Here is a 17,894-nt window from a genome sequence, read left to right as displayed (position 1 = left end):
CGCTTAACCCATAGCGCTATCGCTTTACGAATACCGCCACCCGGACCTGCGGTCCGACCTCCCCACAAGGGGGAGGTAAGTGGCGGCGGCACCGCCTCGACTAAAGCCGTCAAGAGTGTCGCCCGAATGATGCCTTGGCTCCCACCTCCCCCTTGTGGGGAGGTCGGACCGCAGGTCCGGGTGGCGGTCCTCGTAGAGCGCCAGCTCACCAGGAGATCACCATGAAGAATGTCGGACAAGGTGCGGCGCTCGGCCTGCCCTGTTCGACAGCGGTGAAGGCCAACGGCTTCGTGTTAATCTTGGCGACGCCGCCGGTGGACATGGTGACCGGCGAGATGGTGCGCGGCGTCAATTCCGGCTTCTACAACGCGATCAGCCGGTCTATGCCCGGTATTTCAGCGTGAACCCGCCGGCAAGGAGTTTCGTGCCGGTGGCGTCTTGGCCGATGGAGTTTGATATCGAGATTGAATGTGTGGCGAGGGTGAGCATCGACAGGCTATGAGCCCCGCCGTGTGGCGGCTAAAGTTCACTCGCCAGAAGGTGTAGGTAACGTCAACCGATCAAAGAAAGCTTTGTGCCTACGCCTTGCGTCACGCCCGATCTTTTCAAATGGGACGAACTCTATGTATGCATTGAGAGGCACGTTGAATATGAAGTACCCTTCAACACCTCCGAACATTGGTCTAAATTGATATTCTTCGATTATAGTTTGTGTTGCTTTATCGCTTATATCACATATTATATACGCATAGAATCTAGTGGAATTATTGGCCTTTATCTTTTTCCCGTTATCCGCCCATTTCCCTTCCCGAATCTCGCGGATATACCTCGTCACCTGTGTGTATGGATGCTCATCTCTAGAGAGCAGTGGGCCGGGTCTCTTGAACTCGACAATGACAACCTCTCGCAGGTCGCTAGGTTCTTGGTCAGCAGAAAAGGCGAAGCCGAAGTAGCATGCGATATCCGGTTCATTCCCATTGCTAACTTCAAAGAGCGCAGGGTGCTTGGAGATGTCACGATCTGAGTCTATGAAATTGGCAAAAGTCAGCCTTTCGTCCACCAACCAAAGATTGTTATCGTTGAAGTCGCGATTGCCGCCTACGGAAGTATGGCGTGGAAAAATCAAGCTATGTACCGCTGCTTCTTTTTGGAAACGATCTGCAGACTTTGAAATGACCTGTTCATAGAGTTCAAGAATTTTCCGCCTAAAGAGTAGATATCCAATTAGCGATGATTGGTGAGCTTGTATTGAGCTCAGGTAGACAGCGTCAAATTCCTCTACGACTTTTTGCGGGTTGACGTCACCAGCTTGCTCGAATTTCTTTAAAGTTTGCTCCAATCTAGCGCGACCGTCTTTAAGTCGTCGGGCATGGGCTACGGCTAGGTGGTCCGAAATCTGATTGGCCGTGGACCCGAGAGGAATGTTTTCTGTCTCGTCGTTATTGCCAACAATTAAATACCTATATTCAGGATACTGGCGGGAAATTACCTGCTCAACCTCTGAGGCACGGATTTCTCTCGCCTCTTCAATGAATGGCCGAAGGTGGTTTGCGACCAAATGATCAACCCTTTGATCCAAATCTCTGCCACTTAATGGCTCAATCAGGCTTGGCTCTTCTGGTAGGTCGATCGATGTTCTTTGTCCTGTTACTCTTTTGTTTAAATACTCACCAGTAACATAGCAGTGATAATAAAAATCACCAATGTCATCTTTTAGGCGTTGGTTTGGAATTGCTTCTATTTTTCTCGTTCGCACCGCCCGCCCATCTGCGCATATCGAAATCGCATGGGACCGCTCGTACGGAGATCTGATCCTGACATGATGCGCCATGAGGCCAATGCCAGCTACTTCAAATGCCTCATTGTCGACGGAACTGTAGTCAGAGATATTAATTTCTAATCGTTCCAGACCATCGCTTAGGACGATTTTAGGCGGTCCAATTGATATCAGCACAGGCATGAAGTGCCGACAAATCTCTCTTGCCAAAATATCTAATCGACGGGGCATCCGATCTCGAAATTTTGGCAGAGAATTTCGGAGATGGAGATCGGTCCCGGTTGTAAGGGTCGATGCATTCAACGATGCTTCATCATGGACGCCAACAGGCAGCGAGAACTTAAAAAACCTCTTAGAAAATTTGTGCTCTGATTTGTATTGAGTTTCAACCGATACGCTTTCAAATGCTTTCAGCCAAGCGAGGCGACCGACGCCCTTGCCGCCGAGACCGATCCTTTCCTTGTACGAAGACGCGATCTCCTTAAAAGCGTCCATATGAGCGTCCGTAAAACCAACACCATTGTCTCTAACCCGGAATGAAACGATAGGTGCGAGCTCTTCGAAATCCTCGCCGGCGAGTGTTGCTTGTTGCGTATCGCGCTCAATCTCGATTTCGATATTTGGGTTGTCAATTTCCGCTTCTTTGAGTGCATGAATCGAATTCGAAATCGCCTCAAACAGAGGAAACAAGGCGCCGCCAATTGGCGAGAGGGGCCAATGTTCGACTAACCTCTGAAAGTTCGTTTCCATCTATCTTCAAGCGCCAGAGACGGACCAAATTTAATATTTGAGTTTGACGCAGTTAAATCAAGCTCGTTAGTTTTGTCCAGACTACGCAGGCCGTCTGTTAAGCAAAATACTCCTGCAGCGGCCGCACTTCCAAGCTCCCCGCCTTCAACGCCGCAATCGCCTCCGCCACTGCGGCCGCCCCAGACAGCGTCGTGTAATACGGCACCTTCTGCATCAGCGTGGCACGCCGCAGCGACTTCGAGTCCGACACCGCCTTCTGGCCGTCCGTGGTGTTGAAGACGATCTGGACCTGGCGGTTGCGGATGGCGTCTTCGATGTGGGGGCGGCCTTCCAGCACCTTGTTGATCTTTTCGGCGACGACACCGTTTTCGGCGAGGAAGCGCTGCGTGCCTGATGTCGCCAGCACCTTGAAGCCGAGGCCGGCGAGGCGCTTGACCGCCGGCAGGATGCCTTTCTTGTCCTCGTCGCGCACCGAGACGAACAGCGTGCCCGCGCGGGGGAGGTCGACACCGGCGCCGAGCTGGCTCTTGGCGAAGGCCAGCGCGAAGTCGCGGTCGAGGCCCATGACCTCGCCGGTCGAGCGCATTTCCGGTCCGAGCAAGATGTCGACGCCGGGGAAGCGGGCGAAGGGGAACACGGCTTCCTTGACCGCGATGTGGCCGGGATTGCGCGGGTCCGGCATGGCGCCGTAATGGGCGAAGGCGTCTTCCAGCGTCTCGCCGGCCATGATGCGCGCCGCGATCTTGGCAATCGGACGCCCGACGGTCTTGGCGACGAAGGGCACGGTCCGTGACGCCCGCGGGTTGACCTCCAGCACATAGACCGTGCCGTCCTTGATGGCGTACTGCACGTTCATCAAGCCGCCGACGTTGAGCGCGCGGGCGAGCGCGGCAGTCTGGCGCTCCAACTCGTCGACGAGGTCCGAAGGCAGCGAGTGAACGGGCAGCGAGCAGGCCGAGTCGCCCGAATGGATGCCGGCCTCTTCGATATGTTCCAGAATGCCGGAGACGAAAGTCGCCTTGCCATCGCAGAGGCAGTCGACATCGACCTCGATGGCGCCTGAGAGATAGGTGTCGAACAGCAGCGGGTTCTTGCCCAGCAGCGTGTTGATCTGGCCGGTCTTGTCGTTGGGGTATTTCTGCTTGATGTCCTCCGGCACAAGGCCGGGCACGGTGTCGAGCAGGTAGGTCTGCAGCATGCTCTCGTCATGAATGATCTGCATGGCGCGGCCGCCGAGCACGTAGGAGGGGCGCACCACCAGCGGGAAGCCAAGTTCGCCGGCGACGAGGCGGGCCTGCTCGACCGAATAGGCGATGCCGTTCTTCGGCTGGCTGAGGTTGAGCTTATGCAGCAGCTTCTGGAAGCGATCGCGGTCCTCGGCGAGATCGATCATGTCGGGCGAGGTGCCGAGGATCGGAATGCCGGCTTTCTCCAGCGCGTCGGCCAGCTTCAGCGGCGTCTGGCCGCCGAACTGGACGATGACGCCGACCAGTTCGCCCGAGGCCTTTTCGGCGCGCAGGATCTCCAGCACGTCTTCCGCCGTCAGCGGATCGAAATAAAGCCGGTCCGAGGTGTCGTAGTCGGTCGACACGGTCTCGGGGTTGCAGTTGATCATGATCGCTTCATAGCCGGCGTCGCGCAGCGCAAACGCCGCATGGCAGCAGCAATAGTCGAATTCGATGCCCTGGCCGATGCGGTTCGGGCCGCCGCCGAGGATGACCACCTTCTTGCGCGACGAGACCTGCGCCTCGTTGGCGAGGCTGCCCGCGAACGGCACTTCATAGGTCGAGTACATATAGGCGGTGGGCGAGGCGAACTCGGCCGCGCAGGTGTCGATGCGCTTATAAACCGGATGAACGTCGAGCTTTTGCCGAGTCTTCTGAATCACTTCGGCGTCGGTCTTCGTCAGCGAGGCGAGGCGGGCATCGGAGAAGCCCATCGCCTTCAGCATGCGCAGATTGACGGCGTCCTGCGGCAGGCCATGCTCGCGGATGCGGGCTTCCATGGCGACGATGCCTGATATCTGCTCGAGGAACCACGGGTCGATCTTGCACATTGCGTGCACGTCTTCCAGCGAGGTGCCCATGCGGATCGCCTGCGCCACCATGCGCAGCCGGTCGGGCGTCGGCGTGCCCAGGGCGGCGCGAATGGCGTTGCGGTCGTCGGCATGGCTGGCGACCGCGGTTCCATGGCCGAGGCCGGGGATCTCGATCTCGTCGAGGCCGGTGAGGCCGGTCTCCAGACCGCGCAAAGCCTTCTGCAAGGACTCCTGGAAGGTGCGGCCGATGGCCATGACTTCGCCGACCGACTTCATGGCGGTGGTCAGCACCGGCTCGGCGCCGGGGAATTTCTCGAAGGCGAAACGCGGGATCTTGGTCACCACGTAATCGATCGACGGTTCGAACGAGGCCGGCGTGGCGCCGCCGGTGATGTCGTTCTCCAGCTCGTCCAGCGTGTAGCCTACGGCAAGCTTGGCGGCGATCTTGGCGATGGGGAAACCGGTCGCCTTGGAGGCAAGTGCCGAGGAGCGCGAAACGCGCGGGTTCATTTCGATGACGACGAGGCGGCCATCGGCCGGGTTGACGGCGAACTGCACGTTGGAGCCACCGGTCTCCACGCCGATCTCGCGCAGCACCGCGATCGAGGCGTTGCGCATCATCTGGTATTCCTTGTCGGTCAAGGTCAGCGCCGGTGCGACGGTGATGGAGTCGCCGGTGTGCACGCCCATCGGGTCGATGTTCTCGATCGAGCAGACGATGATGCAATTGTCCGCCCGGTCGCGGACGACCTCCATCTCGTACTCCTTCCAGCCGAGCACGCTTTCCTCGATCAGCACTTCGGTGGTCGGCGAGGCGTCGAGGCCGGACTGGACGATATCGTAGAACTCGGCGCGGTTGTAGGCGATGCCGCCGCCGGTGCCGCCCATGGTGAAGGACGGGCGGATGATGGCGGGCAGGCCGACATGGTCGAGCGCCTGCGCGGCCACCGCCATGGCATGGCCGATATAGCGCTGCTTGCGGTCGCCTTCGCCGAGGTTCCAGCTTGTTTCAAGCGCGTCGAGCGCGGCGTCGAGGTTCTCCGGCTTCTCGGCCTTCAGTGCGGCGCGCTCGGCCTCATGCGTCTTGCGGTCGGCGTTCTTGACGTCGGTGGCGTTGGCCAGCATCGACTTCGGCGTTTCCAGCCCGATCTTGCTCATCGCTTCGCGGAACAGCGCGCGGTCCTCGGCCTTGTCGATGGCCGTGGCGTCGGCGCCGATCATCTCGACCTGGTAACGCTCGAGCACGCCCATGCGGCGCAGCGACAATGCGGTGTTGAGCGCGGTCTGGCCACCCATGGTCGGCAGCAGCGCGTCGGGCCGCTCCTTGGCGATGATCTTGGCGACGACCTCGGGCGTGATCGGCTCGATATAGGTGGCGTCGGCCAGTTCCGGGTCGGTCATGATGGTGGCCGGGTTGGAATTGACCAGGATGACGCGGAAGCCCTCTTCCTTGAGCGCCTTGCAGGCCTGGGTGCCGGAATAGTCGAACTCGCAGGCCTGTCCGATGACGATGGGGCCGGCCCCGATGATCAGGATCGACTTGATGTCGGTGCGTCTTGGCATGTTCGAAATTCCGTTCGGCGAGCGGCTTGCACGAAAAACCGGGACGGGAAGACCCGGCCGGTTGTGCTTGCGATTCTGGTATCAGGCTAGGAGGGCCTTATAGGGAAGAGTTTTGCGGGATGTAACCCCGAAAATGCAGGGAGCAGGGGTTAGGCAGTGGGCAATAGGCAGTAGGCAGTAGCGACTTGCCAACGGGTGGAGTTCGGCGCGCGCAGCCACGAACCGGCTATTGGCCTACTGCCTAATCCCGACTGCCTTATTCCCTCCAAAACCTATTTCCCGAACGCCACCGCGTCGGTGATCTCGAACCGTTCCGACACACCGACGCGGATCATGCTGAGACTGCCTTCGCGGGTGTAGCGGAAATCGCCTTTGGCGTCCGAGCCGGCCGGCCGGCCACCGTCGAACGAGATGACACGGGTGCCGCCGTCGGGCCAGGTCACTGTCACTTCGGCCTTGTCCGTACCCTTATGCAGGACTGTTGCCGCGCAGCGGGTCATCGGTTGGCCGACATTGCGGGCGCAGGGAATCTCGATGGAGCCGCCACTGGCGAGAGCGTCGGACTGATGCGGCAGTTCCGCGACGGTCAGCGGGTCGTGGGCGGCGGGCACGGCGGGTGCCGCGACCTCACCGGTCGACGGGGTTTCGGCAGCGGCCAATGCCAGGCCATAGGCATCCTGCATGGCGGTGTCGGCGGCCGATTTCATCGGTGTTTCAGGGGCGGCCGGATGAGCCGCGCGCCCCAACCTTGCCGCCAGGTCGGCTGGAGGCGCCAGCGGCTGGGCGGGATCGGCGGACGTCACCCTGTCCCCGTCCGTGTTCGCATCGGCAGCCGCGCCCGCGTCCTCGGTGCCGGCATCCGCCTGTTGGTCCGCGTCAGGTACGGTCGCCGGGTTGACGGGAACGAGATAGCGCGCGGGGGCCCAGCCAGTCGCGCGGGGATTGTCCGACACGATCTTGCACCATTGATGCCCGTCAATGTCGTTACAGCCGAGGTTCCTGACGCTGGCGCCAGCGGCCAGACGGGTTTCGGTCTTGCCGATCGGCGATGGCTTGGTGCGGACATTGAGCAGGTCGTCTGGCGCCAGCCCGGTGACGATGGAGATGAACGGGGCCTCTTCGGCATGAGCCGGGACAACAGTCTGCCACGCCGCCATCAGCAGCGGAGCGGCGGCAATCAGCGCATGCAAACTTTTTCGGAGCGTAACTGTGCGCCTCTTCATTTGGCCGTGCGCCGATAGTCAAATCACCATGCCACGGCGGTTCCGCCGCATGCCCGGCCGGTTTTATAAGGGACGATGTGCCGCCATGTAAGTCCGAAAATTCAAGCGAACCATGCCGCGGGGCGGACGGGGGAACCACTGCTGCTGCTTTCGAAACCGCAGCCGATCCCCTCGCCAAGTCATCCTCGACGAGGGGCAAGGTCCGGATGCTGGCGCCGGCATGTCGGTGATTGTGAGTGTCGATATGAATGTGGTGCCGAGCGGACTATAGCCAAGCCGGCCAGGGCGGCTACTGGCTCGATCTCCATTTGGCCAATTCTATTTGATAGGCACTTCGCGGATGTCTCCTACGCTGCCACGCTCTAAGAAATATGACCAGCACAAGGTATCCAAATATTATAAGAAGGCCCAGAAGGAAACCAACGTCGCTCACATAAGCGGCTACAAGAAGCACCGACGCAATCGCGGTTACAGTATAATATAGGACCGATGCCCAGACATATTTTTCCATCTGAGAACTGCTCATCGATCCCCCATCTCGAAAGTGAGATGCATAAATCATCAATGTTGAATGGAAACTGCAGCCAATCCGGTAATCGTTTCTAAGCAGGGATTTCGATGTCATGACCGCCGACAGCCGGCAGGGCAGGATCATGCACCGCCGCGGCGATGACGCTGTCGAGCAGACCGGGGAAGCGAGCATCGAGATCGGCGCGGCGCAGCGTGATCATGCGGTTGGTGCCGACCACTTCGGCGCAGGTGACCCCGGCCTCGCGCAGCTTGGCGAGGTGATAGCTCAGATTGGTCTTGGAGCCGAGGTCGAGGAAACGGCTGCAGTTCAGCGGCACGCCTTCCTTGCTGGCAAGATAGCGCACGATCGCCAGCCGTGTCGGGTCGCCGAGCACGCCGAGCACGATCGGCAGACTGATCTGGTCAATATTGGGATGGGGCAGGGTCATGCTCGAAAATTAAGCACAGTTCGGGCCGATTTCAACGCGTCTGTCCTGCCGCGGGCATGCTCACTGTTTCTCCATTCGATGACCGTGCTGACACAGGGCTGTCAGGATGGTTCTGCTATTTCTGCCTGGCTTCATTGACATCATGCCCTCGTATGGCCAATTGTTCAACAACTTTTGAACTAAGGACACATGCCATGGACAAGCGGCTTTTCTGGCTTGCGCTCGGATCGTTCACGATCTCGACCGAAGGCTTCGTCATCTCCAGCCTCCTGCCTGACATCGCCAGGGATGCCGGCATTTCCATACCGCTCGCCGGATCTCTGATCACCGCCTTCGCGCTCGCCTATGCGATCGGCACGCCTATCCTGGCGACGCTGACCGGCGAATGGGACCGGCGCCGCGTCATCCTGTGGACGTTGGTGTTCTTCGTTGTCGGCAACGTCGTCGCCGCCATGAGTTCCTCCTTCGAGGTGCTTCTGATCGCGCGCATCATCATGGCGTTGTCGTCGGGCCTGTTCGCGGCGACCGCGCAAGGCACGGCGGTGGCGCTGGTCGATGACCATCACCGGGCGCGCGCCATTGCCGTCGTCGTCGGCGGCACCACGGTCGCCGTCGCCGTCGGTGCGCCGCTCGGCGCGCTGGTCGCGGCGATCGCCGGCTGGCGGGGCACCTTCTATGCCATTGCCGGGCTTGGCGCGCTCGCCGGCGCGATCCTGTGGTACAGGCTGCCGCGCGGCATCGTCGGCATCAGGCTGCCCCTGAAGCGCCGGCTTGCCGCCGCAACGCGTCCCGGCGTGATGCCGATCCTGTTGACGACGCTGCTGGCGCTGACCGGTGCCTTCACCGTCTTTGCCTATGTCGCGCCGCTCGCCATCGAGGGCGCCGGGCTTGGCCAGATCGCGCTGCCCGGCATGCTGCTCGCCTTCGGCATCGGCGCCGTCATCGGCAACATCGCCGGCGGCCAGGCCGCCGACCGTTTCGGCGCCACGCGCACCGTCGGCTGGTCGCTGACGCTGAGCGCGGCCATGCTGGTGATGCTGTCGGTCGTTCCCTCCTTCCTGCCGCAGCACATTGCCGGGCCGGCGCTGATGGCGATGATGGTGCCGTGGGGCATTGTCGGCTGGGCGTTCCCGCCGGCGCAGGCCAGCCGCATCATCAAGCTGGCGCCCGATGCAGCGCCTATCGTTTTGTCCCTCAACGGCTCGGCGCTTTATCTGGGTGTGGCACTGGGCGCGGTGGTCGGCGGCGAGGTGCTGCGCTACGGCGCGCCGGCCGATCTCGGCCTTGTCGCCGCGGCGTTCCCGTTGATCGGATTGGGTATCGTGCTGGCCGGGCGTATGCTGGCGAGGCCAGTGGCGATGCCGGCGGAATAGAATTGACCTAACCGGTTTCGACGGCCGCTCCTTCAATCGGAAGGGGCGGTCGTCGGCGTTTCGAAATCCAGCTCGGCGATTTCATCCAGCGCGGCACGCAGCTGGGCCGCGCGCTCCTTGCCGACCATCGCCTCGAAACGCTGCTGGGCCATGCTCCATAATTTTATCGCTTCCTCGAGCTTGACCTTGCCCAGCGGCGTCAGCCGCACGCGCCTGACGCGGCGGTCGTCCCTGTCGGTGAAAATCTCGACATAGCCGTCGCGGATCAGCGGCTTCAGCGTATGGCCGAGCGCCGACAGGTCCATGATCAGCGCTTCGGCCAGGGCGCCCATCGTCGGCTCGTCGCTGACATCGATCTGAAAGAGCAAGCCAAACTGCGTGCCCTTCAGCCCGGTAGGCGCCAGCATGTCGTCGTAGAAGCGGCCGAGGCTGCGCCCGGCGCGGCGCAGCGTGGCGTTGTTGCAAAGGCTGAATCCCGGCCCGTGGCTCTCGGTCATGTGAACTCCTTGGCTGCGCAACGGATGCGCCAGCCTGTCGCAAAAATAGTTTTCGGGGTCGTCGTTGACAAGATAGCGGCATATACCTACTTCCGCGAAAGTGGCATATGCCACTAATTGCATTGAATGGCGCGGCGCGGGGACTGGATAGTCCGCAAGGCCGAGCGACAAACGAACAGGACGGAAGGAACGACAATGACTAGGAAAGACAACAAGGGCACGGCGGTCGTCACCGGTGCTTCGTCGGGCATCGGTGCGGTCTACGCGGACCGGCTGGCTGGGCAGGGATACGACCTCGTGCTGGTGGCGCGGCGCGCCGACCGGCTGGAGGAATTGGCCGAGAAGCTGCGCTATACCCACGATCGCAAGGTCAGCGTGATCAGCGCCGATCTGTCCAACGACGATGATGTGCGCCGCGTAGAGCAGGCGATATCCGCCGACGACAGCGTGACGCTGCTGGTCAACAATGCCGGCCTCGGCGGCCAGCAGGTGGTGGCGACGGCCGACGCCGACGCGGCCGAGCGCATGATCAAGGTCAATGTCGTGGCGCTCACCCGGCTGACCCGCGCGGTGCTGCCGGGGCTTTTGGCGCGCAATCGCGGCGCCATCGTCAACATCGCCTCGGTGCTTGCCTTCGACAGCTCGTTCGGCGGCATCTACAGCGGCACCAAGGCCTATGTCGTCAACTTCACCGAAGCCCTGCATCGCGAGGTCGCGGGCACCGGCGTCAAGGTCCAGGTGGTGCTGCCGGGTGCGACCCGGACCGATTTCTGGGAACTTGCCGGCAGCGATATCGACCAGTTGCCGAAGGAGATCATCATGAATGCCGACGATCTGGTCGATGCCGCCCTTGTCGGCCTGGCCAGAGGCGAAGCCGTCACCGCGCCGGCGCTTGCCGACGCGGCCAAGCTGGATACGTTCCTCGGCGCCCGGCAAGCCTTCTACGGCAGCCTGCACGCCGACAAGTCGGCCCCCCGCTACGCGGCCTGAATGAACAGGGCGAGTTCCTCCCCCCGCTTTTCAACAGAGCAATCGCATAGGAGGCTTTCGCCCTACGAGTACCACCCCTAACTTGCCGGGGCGAGCCACGGGTCTCGCCCGTCCTTCGGACCCCCACAAGGGGGAGGGAGACTCCGTTGAGGCCGATCCTGGCAAATTGAGCATGTTTTCGATCCCAGGGCGTAAGTAAAGGTGCGCGCGGCAGCATTCCCTCCCCCTTGTGGGGAGGGTCAGGGTGGGGGTTCCTCTTCGCAAGAATCCATTTGCGATTTCCTGCCGCTTTGCGGCGGCGAGGAACCCTGCGGAGCCTCGTCATTCCCTCCGGCCGATCACGAAGGAGCCATGCTCTACGCCGTCCGCCACATCGGAATGATCGAGGCCGCCAGCACGAGCGCCAGTACGATGTTGAGCACGCGCCATTGCCACTCGGTCTTGAGCAGCCGTGCCAGCACCATGCCGGCCGCGCACCAGACGGACAGCGAGATGGCGGCGGTGAGGCCGAAGGTCGAGCCGAGCAGCAGGGCGAGCTTTCCCGGCCCGTCGGCGAGCGCGGCGAAAGAGGCCGCCGCGCCCAGTCCCATCGCCCAGCCTTTGGGGTTCATCCACTGGATGCCGGCGCCGCCAAGAAAGCTGTTGGGTCTGGCCATCGCCACGTCGAGATTGGGCGGTCCCGCGCGGCCGATCTTGACCGCCAGCCAGACGAGATAGAGCGAGCCGGCGATCTTCATCGCCAGTTGCAAGGAAGGCACCGCAAGCAACAGGCCCGCGAGCCCGGCGGCGGCCGCCGCTGTCACGGTCGCGAGGCCGGCGGCACTGCCGATCATCAGCGGCACCGAACGGCGAAAGCCGAACTGCGCGCCCGACGCCGTTGACAAGGTTGTGGCGATGCCGGGCGTGGCGGTGGCCACGAAGGCGAAGAGAATGAGTGGCAGGATGGGCTGGAGCATGCGGCTTCCTTTGTCGGTGGCCGTCATGGTATGCGCGACTATCAATCAGTAAATGCAATGTTTATCATGGTTGGCATTAGGAACTATAATGCAGACATGATCCGTAATCTCGACACTGCGCTCATCCGCACCTTCGTCACCGTCGCCGACAAGGCCAGCATGACGGCGGCGGCCAATGCGCTGCATCTGACCCAGGGCGCCGTCAGCCAGCAGGTCAAGCGGCTGGAGGAGACGCTCGGATGCGGCCTGTTCGAGCGCGACCGGCGCGGCCTGCGCCTGACGCGGTCCGGTGAGCGGCTGTTCGACAAGGCAAAGCGACTGCTCAGCCTCAACGATGAAATCTGGGCCGAGATGGCGGGGAGTGCCGTCGCCGGCCGGGTGCGGCTCGGCGTCCCCTACGATCTGGTCGGCACCTTGCTGGCGCCGGTGCTGAAGGCCTATGCCGAGACCTATCCGCAGGTCGAGATCTCGCTGGTCTGCGCCTCCTCGCCGGACTTGGCGTCAGCGCTGGCTGCGGGAACCATCGACCTCGCAGTGATCGAGGAGCGCGTCGGTCCGAGCGCCGGCGAATGCCTTGTCATCGACCGGCTGGTCTGGGTCGGCGCCAAGGGCGGCGTTGCCCGCGCCAAGCGTCCGCTGCCGGTTTCGATCGTCGCCGATACCTGCGCCTTTCGCCCGGTCGTGCTGGCGGCGCTCAACGAGCACGGGCTGGAATGGCGCACCGTGTTCGAGAACCGCAACATCGACGCGACGACGGCAACCGTGCGATCGGACCTCGCCGTCACCACCTGGCTGGCTTCCACCGTGCCGGCCGATCTCGACATATTGCCGCTCGAATCCGGCCTGCCGCCACTGCCGAATTTTGCCATCAACCTGCATCTGCCGAGGCATGGCGTTGCGCCGGCAGCGCAGGAGTTCGCGCGGCATATACGTGATGGACTGGCGCGGCGGGCGCAGGCGGCTTGAGGGGGCGAACTTCGCTGTTCCAGCTTGGTGCCACCTCCGACAATCTACTTCCAGTTCTTGCGCCGCTCGAGCTCGGCGTCGGACGGCTCCTGCTGCACGAATGACCCGGTCTTGATCTCACCGCCGCGCTCGTAAGTCGCCATGATAACGCCGGTGGTCGACGCCTGCGACTTGATGAGCGTGAAGGCGGCGGGTAGCGCGTTGTCGCCGAACAGCCGCTTGCCCTTGCCCAGCAACAGCGGAAAGATCATCAGCCGGATTTCGTCGATCAGCCCGTTGGCAAGCAGCGTCTGGATGAGATTGCCCGATCCCTGGATCAGCAGGTCGGGTCCGTCTTCCTGCTTGAGTTCCTTAAGCCTTGCAACGACATCGGGCCCAAGCCACTGGGTGTTCTGCCAGGTCAACGAATCCGGCCGGTGCGTGGCCACGTATTTGGTCGCCGGGTTGAAGGCATCGCCGATTGGATCTTTCTGATACGGCCAGTACGCCGCGAAGATGTCGTAGGTCCTGCGGCCGAGCAGCAGCGCAAAGGGTCTGGAGAACAATTCTTCCATGACCGTGCCCGCCACCTCGTCAAAGTAATGGAACGTCCAGCCGCCGAACTCGAAGCCGCCCACAGGATCCTCTTCCGGACCGCCCGGCGCCTGCATGACGCCGTCGAGGCTGACGAAGGTGGCGGCGATGATCTTTCTCATTGTGCTCTCCTTTGCTCCGTCCACGCCGTCGCGGCTGGACTATGGCCCAAGGACGGCCGGCGCGTGAGCATCCCGACATGGCTTGCCAGATTTTGCGCAAGCCCGGCCATCAATCGGTCAGCTGCCGGGTCTGGCGCCGGGCTTTTTCGACGAGAACCAGACATCGCCGAAAATAGCGGTGGCGCTGCGGTCCGGCGCCTTGTCATGCGTCAGCCAGATCGAGCGGCTGCGCGCGGCCTGGTCGCGCGTCGGGATCTTGGCGGCGGGGTCCACGCTCGACGCGCCGACGCAAGGGATGAACCAGGAGCGCATGAACGGTTCGCACGCGAAGCCTTTTTCGGTGCGGGTCACCATCACGGCGAACGGGACGGTCTCGGCCGGGCGCCAGGGAAAGATCATGCGGCCGCCCTGGCGCAGAGCCTTCAGCCAGCCGGCCGGAGGTGCGACGACGCCGGCATTGACGTAGATGATATCGGATGGGGGCAGGGAGGACGTGACGGCGTCGCCATGGACGACGGCGACGTTGTCATAGGCTTCGAGATTCTTTCGCGCGCGGTCGGCCAGGTCTCTGTCGAGTTCGAAGGCCGTGACAGTGCCGCCGGGCGCAACCAGTCTGGCCAGCAGCGCTGTGTAATAGCCGGTGCCGGCGCCGATATGCGTGGCGGCCTCGCCGGGTCTCGGCGCCAGTTTCCCGATCCACATGGCGTGCAGGAACGGCTCGCCATTGTTGATGCCCTTGTCGGCGTCGAGCGCTACCAGCACGTTCTGGTAGAGGTGGACCGGATCGGCGCTCGGCGTGGTTATCTTGCCCTTGCCGGCGATGATCGTCCACGGCCCCGGACCGAGGAAGGCTTCGCGCGGAACACTGGCGAACACGTCTTCCAGCCGCGGGTCCGATGAGGCGGCGTTGGCGGCCATCAGCCGTGCATAGAACTTTCTGGCGTCTTCGACATTGGACATGACGCCCGGGAAGATAGCGCGATTTTGCGCTCTTGGGACCGGGTGGACTTCAGCCCATCCCGAATATCGTGTCGTAGAGCAGCTTGAAATTGAGCACCAGGATGATGGCCGCGACCACCCAGGCCAACGCGGCGACCGCGCGCGGAATGGCAAGACTGCCCATCTTCCTCCGGTCGGAGACGAACTGCACCAGCGGGATGACCGCGAAAGGCAACTGCATCGACAGGATCACCTGGCTGAACACCAGCAACTGGCCCGTGCCCTTCTCGCCGTAGAGCGCGGTGACGGCCACGACCGGGACGATGGCGATGCCGCGCGTCAAAAGCCGGCGCGCCCAGTTGGGGATGCGCAGGCGCAGGAAACCTTCCATGACGATCTGCCCGGCAAGTGTCGCCGTCACCGTCGAGTTCAGGCCCGAGGCAAGCAGCGCGACGGCAAACAGGATCGAGGCGATGCCGAGGCCCAGCAAGGGCGACAAGAGCTCGAAGGCCTGACCGATCTCGGCGACATCCTGGTGGCCGGTGCCGTGGAACGCTACCGCCGACACGATCAGGATGGCGGCGTTGACGAACAGCGCCAGCATCAGGGCGATGGTCGAATCCGCCGTTGCCCATTTGACGGCATCGCGTTTGCCGGCGTCGGTGCGTTCATAGGCGCGGGTCTGCACGATCGAGGAGTGCAAATAGAGATTGTGCGGCATGACGGTGGCGCCGATGATGCCGATGGCGATGTAGAGCATCGCCGGGTTGGTGACGATTTCCGAGGACGGCACGAACATCGAATGCAGGATCGTGCCGGCCGGCGGGGCGGCAACGAAAATCTGAATGGCAAAGCAGCTGAAGATGATGATCAAAAGCGCGACGACGAAGGCTTCGAGATAGCGAAAGCCCTTGTTCATCAACAGCAGCACCAGGAAGGCGTCGAGCGCGGTGAGCACGGCGCCGCCGATCAGCGGAATGCCGAACAAGAGCTGCAGCGCGATCGCCGTGCCGATCACCTCGGCCAGATCACAGGCGATGATGGCGAGTTCGCAGGCGATCCACAGCACGAAATTGACCGGGCGCGGATAATAGGCACGGCAGGCCTGGGCGAGGTCGCGGCCGGTGGCGATGCCAAGCCGGGCTGCCAGCGCCTGCAGCAGGATCGCCATCAGGTTGGACAGCATGATGATGAACAGGAGCGTGTAGCCGAACTGGGCGCCGCCGGCGAGGTCGGTCGCCCAATTGCCGGGATCCATGTAGCCGACCGAGACCATGTAGCCGGGACCCATGAAAGCGAACAGGCGGCGGAACCAGGCGCCGGAACTCGGCACCGCGATGGAGGAATTGACCTCGCGCAGGCTGGGCTGGTCGTCCTCTTCGGGCCCGGCTACCCGCCATGCGGATCGGGAGGCTGTGGCTTCGGCTTCAGACATGAAAGAGGGCTTTCCGCGAGACTTGTCGATCTCCCTTAAGCTATGTCACGGCTCAACATTATGCAATATGCTATATTTCATTGTCGGTGCTTTTTGTCCGGCATTTTGCCGGAGGTGGCGAACAGGCAATCGGACTCGATATCCGGGTCGAGCAATTGCCCTAGATTCCGATGGAAAAGCCTCTATCGCTGCAATAACGCTCGAGCGTATCGACCGAAGCCTGGGGATCGGCTAGCGCCACATAGGTGTCGGGCCGCAGGAGATAGAGCGCATCACGGGCCAGGCCTGCTGCTTCATAAGCAGGCCGCCAGTCGAAGACGTTCAGCGGAACCCGATGGCGTTCGCACCAGGACCTCACATCGCCATTGGCGACGCCGTAGATATGGACCTGCCATTGCGGGGCGGCGAGCGACGTAAAATTGTCCAATCCCCCGACCGGCGCCCATGGCAGCCGGTCGCCGCCGCGGAGCTTGCCCGCGGAGCCCTCGCTGACGGGGCTGTCGCGGTAGTTGAGGGTGATTTGCGAAACGGTCCGGAAGATGAATTCGCGAACCCGGTCTATGCCGAGGACCCTGGGTACGACAATCGGCGCGATCCGCGTGCGTACGAGGTCGGCGATGTGCCCGTCGGCAGTGACGAAGGTGAAGATGCGGTCGGTGGTGGCAACGAGGCGTCTGGCGAATGCAATGCGCTCGATCTCATAGCTGTCGAGCAGGGCATCGGGCGCCCGTGCCGCGAGCACGCAAGACAGTTTCCAGGCAAGGTTGATCGCGTCCCCGATCCCGGTGTTCATTCCTTGTCCGCCGACCGGACTGTGGATATGCGCCGCGTCACCCAGCAGGAATGCGCGGCCCTTGCGGAACTGCCCGGCGACGCGGTGGTGAACATGGTAGGTCGAGAACCAGTTCACCTTTTCGATCTTGATCTTCAGGTTTTCGATCGCCTTGCTGCTGACGTCGTCGAATGTCAGCGTGTCGGCATGATCCGCGCGTTCGTCGCGGACCGTGCCGATCAGCCGAGCGCGGCGCGTGTCCGCCAGCGGAAAGATCGCCAGGAAGTCGGCCTCGTCGAGATCGACATGCAATTCGCCATTGATCGCTTCACCGGATGCCTCGACATCGGCGACGTAAAAAAGTTCACGATAGGTGCCGCCGGAAAAACCGGCCGATATCGTCTCGCGCACCAGGGAACGTGCGCCGTCACAACCCGCCAGATAGCTGAATTCGACGGTCTCCTCGCCATGCTCGCCACGCAGGCGGGCGACAATGTGGTCGCCATGGTCGGTGAAATCATGCAATTCGGTCCGCCGCTCGACGGTGACGCCCAATTGTCCGAGCCGTTCGACCAGAAGGCGTTCGTGCTCGTCCTGCGGAAAGATCTGCAAAAAGGGATAGGGCGACAGATCCTCGCCGATCGCCGCGAACGGCACGCGCGCCTTCGCTTTACCGCGCACCCACAAATTGGCGGCGCGCACCTTGTGGCCGCGCGCGGTCACGGCATCGGCCAGATCGAGTTGACGGTAGAGTTCGAGCGTGTGCGCGGCAACGGCCAAGGCGCGCGAGGTCGTGCCGGGCTCGGCGGTCCTGTCGATGATGCGGACGCCGACACCCAGCCTGGTGAGCCAAAGCGCCAGCACCAGGCCGGTTGGGCCGGCGCCTACGATCAGAACGTCACTGCGGGTCATGGCTTTCTCCCTGGCGGCGATTGCAGTCGGGCGGTTTCAGCTCAGCAAC

Annotated in this window: 14 protein-coding genes; 4 read left to right on the top strand and 10 right to left on the bottom strand. The window is 62.2% G+C overall.

Features of this window, described 5'->3' with window-relative positions:
• Window positions 1–221 precede the first annotated feature (221 nt).
• Complete coding sequence (locus FJ934_RS28605) at window positions 222–404, top strand: hypothetical protein (RefSeq protein WP_246671646.1); 183 nt, start codon at window positions 222–224, stop codon at window positions 402–404.
• A gap of 122 nt (window positions 405–526) precedes the next feature.
• Here the strand turns inward: FJ934_RS28605 and FJ934_RS26395 are convergent, their stop codons facing one another.
• The 4 genes from FJ934_RS26395 to FJ934_RS26375 form a co-directional block, all read right to left on the bottom strand.
• Window positions 527–2,527: an ATP-binding protein gene (locus FJ934_RS26395; RefSeq protein WP_140613348.1), complete on the bottom strand. Its 2,001-nt coding sequence runs from the start codon at window positions 2,525–2,527 to the stop codon at window positions 527–529.
• Window positions 2,528–2,624: 97 nt separating this feature from the next.
• The gene (carB, locus tag FJ934_RS26390; RefSeq protein WP_140613347.1) at window positions 2,625–6,128 is read right to left on the bottom strand and encodes a carbamoyl-phosphate synthase large subunit; all 3,504 of its coding nucleotides are present in this window, start codon (window positions 6,126–6,128) and stop codon (window positions 2,625–2,627) included.
• A gap of 272 nt (window positions 6,129–6,400) precedes the next feature.
• Window positions 6,401–7,351 (bottom strand): SH3 domain-containing protein, encoded by a 951-nt coding sequence (locus FJ934_RS26385; protein WP_140613346.1) that lies wholly within the window; start codon window positions 7,349–7,351, stop codon window positions 6,401–6,403.
• A 602-nt stretch (window positions 7,352–7,953) separates the two neighbouring features.
• Window positions 7,954–8,310, bottom strand: a complete 357-nt coding sequence (locus tag FJ934_RS26375) for a helix-turn-helix transcriptional regulator (RefSeq protein ID WP_140613344.1) — start codon at window positions 8,308–8,310, stop codon at window positions 7,954–7,956.
• A gap of 194 nt (window positions 8,311–8,504) precedes the next feature.
• On the opposite strand from FJ934_RS26375, the gene FJ934_RS26370 reads away from it, so the two are divergent.
• Window positions 8,505–9,683: an MFS transporter gene (locus FJ934_RS26370; protein WP_140613343.1), complete on the top strand. Its 1,179-nt coding sequence runs from the start codon at window positions 8,505–8,507 to the stop codon at window positions 9,681–9,683.
• 32 nt (window positions 9,684–9,715) lie between these two features.
• Here the strand turns inward: FJ934_RS26370 and FJ934_RS26365 are convergent, their stop codons facing one another.
• Entirely contained in the window at window positions 9,716–10,180 is a 465-nt protein-coding gene (locus tag FJ934_RS26365; RefSeq protein ID WP_140613342.1) for a MarR family winged helix-turn-helix transcriptional regulator, read from the bottom strand.
• Between the two features lie 195 nt (window positions 10,181–10,375).
• Here FJ934_RS26365 and FJ934_RS26360 point away from each other — a divergent pair, with 195 nt between their 5' ends.
• Entirely contained in the window at window positions 10,376–11,170 is a 795-nt protein-coding gene (locus tag FJ934_RS26360; protein WP_140613341.1) for an SDR family oxidoreductase, read from the top strand.
• Window positions 11,171–11,526: 356 nt separating this feature from the next.
• Here FJ934_RS26360 and FJ934_RS26355 read toward each other — a convergent pair whose 3' ends face one another.
• On the bottom strand, window positions 11,527–12,126 hold the full coding sequence (locus FJ934_RS26355) for a LysE family translocator (protein ID WP_140613340.1): 600 nt from the start codon (window positions 12,124–12,126) through the stop codon (window positions 11,527–11,529).
• Window positions 12,127–12,222: 96 nt separating this feature from the next.
• Here FJ934_RS26355 and FJ934_RS26350 point away from each other — a divergent pair, with 96 nt between their 5' ends.
• A complete protein-coding gene (locus FJ934_RS26350) occupies window positions 12,223–13,092 on the top strand; it encodes a LysR substrate-binding domain-containing protein (protein WP_140613339.1) in 870 nt (289 codons plus the stop codon).
• Window positions 13,093–13,136: 44 nt separating this feature from the next.
• Here the strand turns inward: FJ934_RS26350 and FJ934_RS26345 are convergent, their stop codons facing one another.
• The 4 genes from FJ934_RS26345 to FJ934_RS26330 all read right to left on the bottom strand — a co-directional run bounded on the left by FJ934_RS26345 (window position 13,137) and on the right by FJ934_RS26330 (window position 17,845).
• Window positions 13,137–13,787 carry a dihydrofolate reductase family protein gene (locus FJ934_RS26345; RefSeq protein ID WP_140613338.1) on the bottom strand — a complete coding sequence of 217 codons (651 nt, stop codon included), beginning with the start codon at window positions 13,785–13,787 and terminating at the stop codon, window positions 13,137–13,139.
• A gap of 117 nt (window positions 13,788–13,904) precedes the next feature.
• Window positions 13,905–14,747: a protein-L-isoaspartate O-methyltransferase gene (locus FJ934_RS26340; RefSeq protein WP_181165781.1), complete on the bottom strand. Its 843-nt coding sequence runs from the start codon at window positions 14,745–14,747 to the stop codon at window positions 13,905–13,907.
• Window positions 14,748–14,796: 49 nt separating this feature from the next.
• Complete coding sequence (locus FJ934_RS26335; protein WP_140613337.1) at window positions 14,797–16,161, bottom strand: Nramp family divalent metal transporter; 1,365 nt, start codon at window positions 16,159–16,161, stop codon at window positions 14,797–14,799.
• A 160-nt stretch (window positions 16,162–16,321) separates the two neighbouring features.
• Window positions 16,322–17,845 carry an FAD-dependent monooxygenase gene (locus FJ934_RS26330; RefSeq protein WP_140613336.1) on the bottom strand — a complete coding sequence of 508 codons (1,524 nt, stop codon included), beginning with the start codon at window positions 17,843–17,845 and terminating at the stop codon, window positions 16,322–16,324.
• Window positions 17,846–17,894 lie beyond the last annotated feature (49 nt).

The organism is Mesorhizobium sp. B2-4-12 (assembly GCF_006441575.1).
Taxonomy (GTDB): domain Bacteria; phylum Pseudomonadota; class Alphaproteobacteria; order Rhizobiales; family Rhizobiaceae; genus Mesorhizobium.
The sequence above is the reverse complement of the archived record's forward strand: the minus strand, read 5'-3'. Positions and strand labels throughout refer to the sequence as shown.

Excerpts from the sequence above, each read along its gene's own strand:
- FJ934_RS28605 (WP_246671646.1), top strand. The coding sequence starts at position 222 with ATGAAGAATGTCGGACAAGGTGCGGCGCTCGGCCTGCCCTGTTCGACA.
- FJ934_RS26395 (WP_140613348.1), bottom strand. The coding sequence starts at position 2,527 with ATGGAAACGAACTTTCAGAGGTTAGTCGAACATTGGCCCCTCTCGCCA.
- carB (WP_140613347.1), bottom strand. The coding sequence starts at position 6,128 with ATGCCAAGACGCACCGACATCAAGTCGATCCTGATCATCGGGGCCGGC.
- FJ934_RS26385 (WP_140613346.1), bottom strand. The coding sequence starts at position 7,351 with ATGAAGAGGCGCACAGTTACGCTCCGAAAAAGTTTGCATGCGCTGATT.
- FJ934_RS26375 (WP_140613344.1), bottom strand. The coding sequence starts at position 8,310 with ATGACCCTGCCCCATCCCAATATTGACCAGATCAGTCTGCCGATCGTG.
- FJ934_RS26370 (WP_140613343.1), top strand. The coding sequence starts at position 8,505 with ATGGACAAGCGGCTTTTCTGGCTTGCGCTCGGATCGTTCACGATCTCG.
- FJ934_RS26365 (WP_140613342.1), bottom strand. The coding sequence starts at position 10,180 with ATGACCGAGAGCCACGGGCCGGGATTCAGCCTTTGCAACAACGCCACG.
- FJ934_RS26360 (WP_140613341.1), top strand. The coding sequence starts at position 10,376 with ATGACTAGGAAAGACAACAAGGGCACGGCGGTCGTCACCGGTGCTTCG.
- FJ934_RS26355 (WP_140613340.1), bottom strand. The coding sequence starts at position 12,126 with ATGCTCCAGCCCATCCTGCCACTCATTCTCTTCGCCTTCGTGGCCACC.
- FJ934_RS26350 (WP_140613339.1), top strand. The coding sequence starts at position 12,223 with ATGATCCGTAATCTCGACACTGCGCTCATCCGCACCTTCGTCACCGTC.
- FJ934_RS26345 (WP_140613338.1), bottom strand. The coding sequence starts at position 13,787 with ATGAGAAAGATCATCGCCGCCACCTTCGTCAGCCTCGACGGCGTCATG.
- FJ934_RS26340 (WP_181165781.1), bottom strand. The coding sequence starts at position 14,747 with ATGTCCAATGTCGAAGACGCCAGAAAGTTCTATGCACGGCTGATGGCC.
- FJ934_RS26335 (WP_140613337.1), bottom strand. The coding sequence starts at position 16,161 with ATGTCTGAAGCCGAAGCCACAGCCTCCCGATCCGCATGGCGGGTAGCC.
- FJ934_RS26330 (WP_140613336.1), bottom strand. The coding sequence starts at position 17,845 with ATGACCCGCAGTGACGTTCTGATCGTAGGCGCCGGCCCAACCGGCCTG.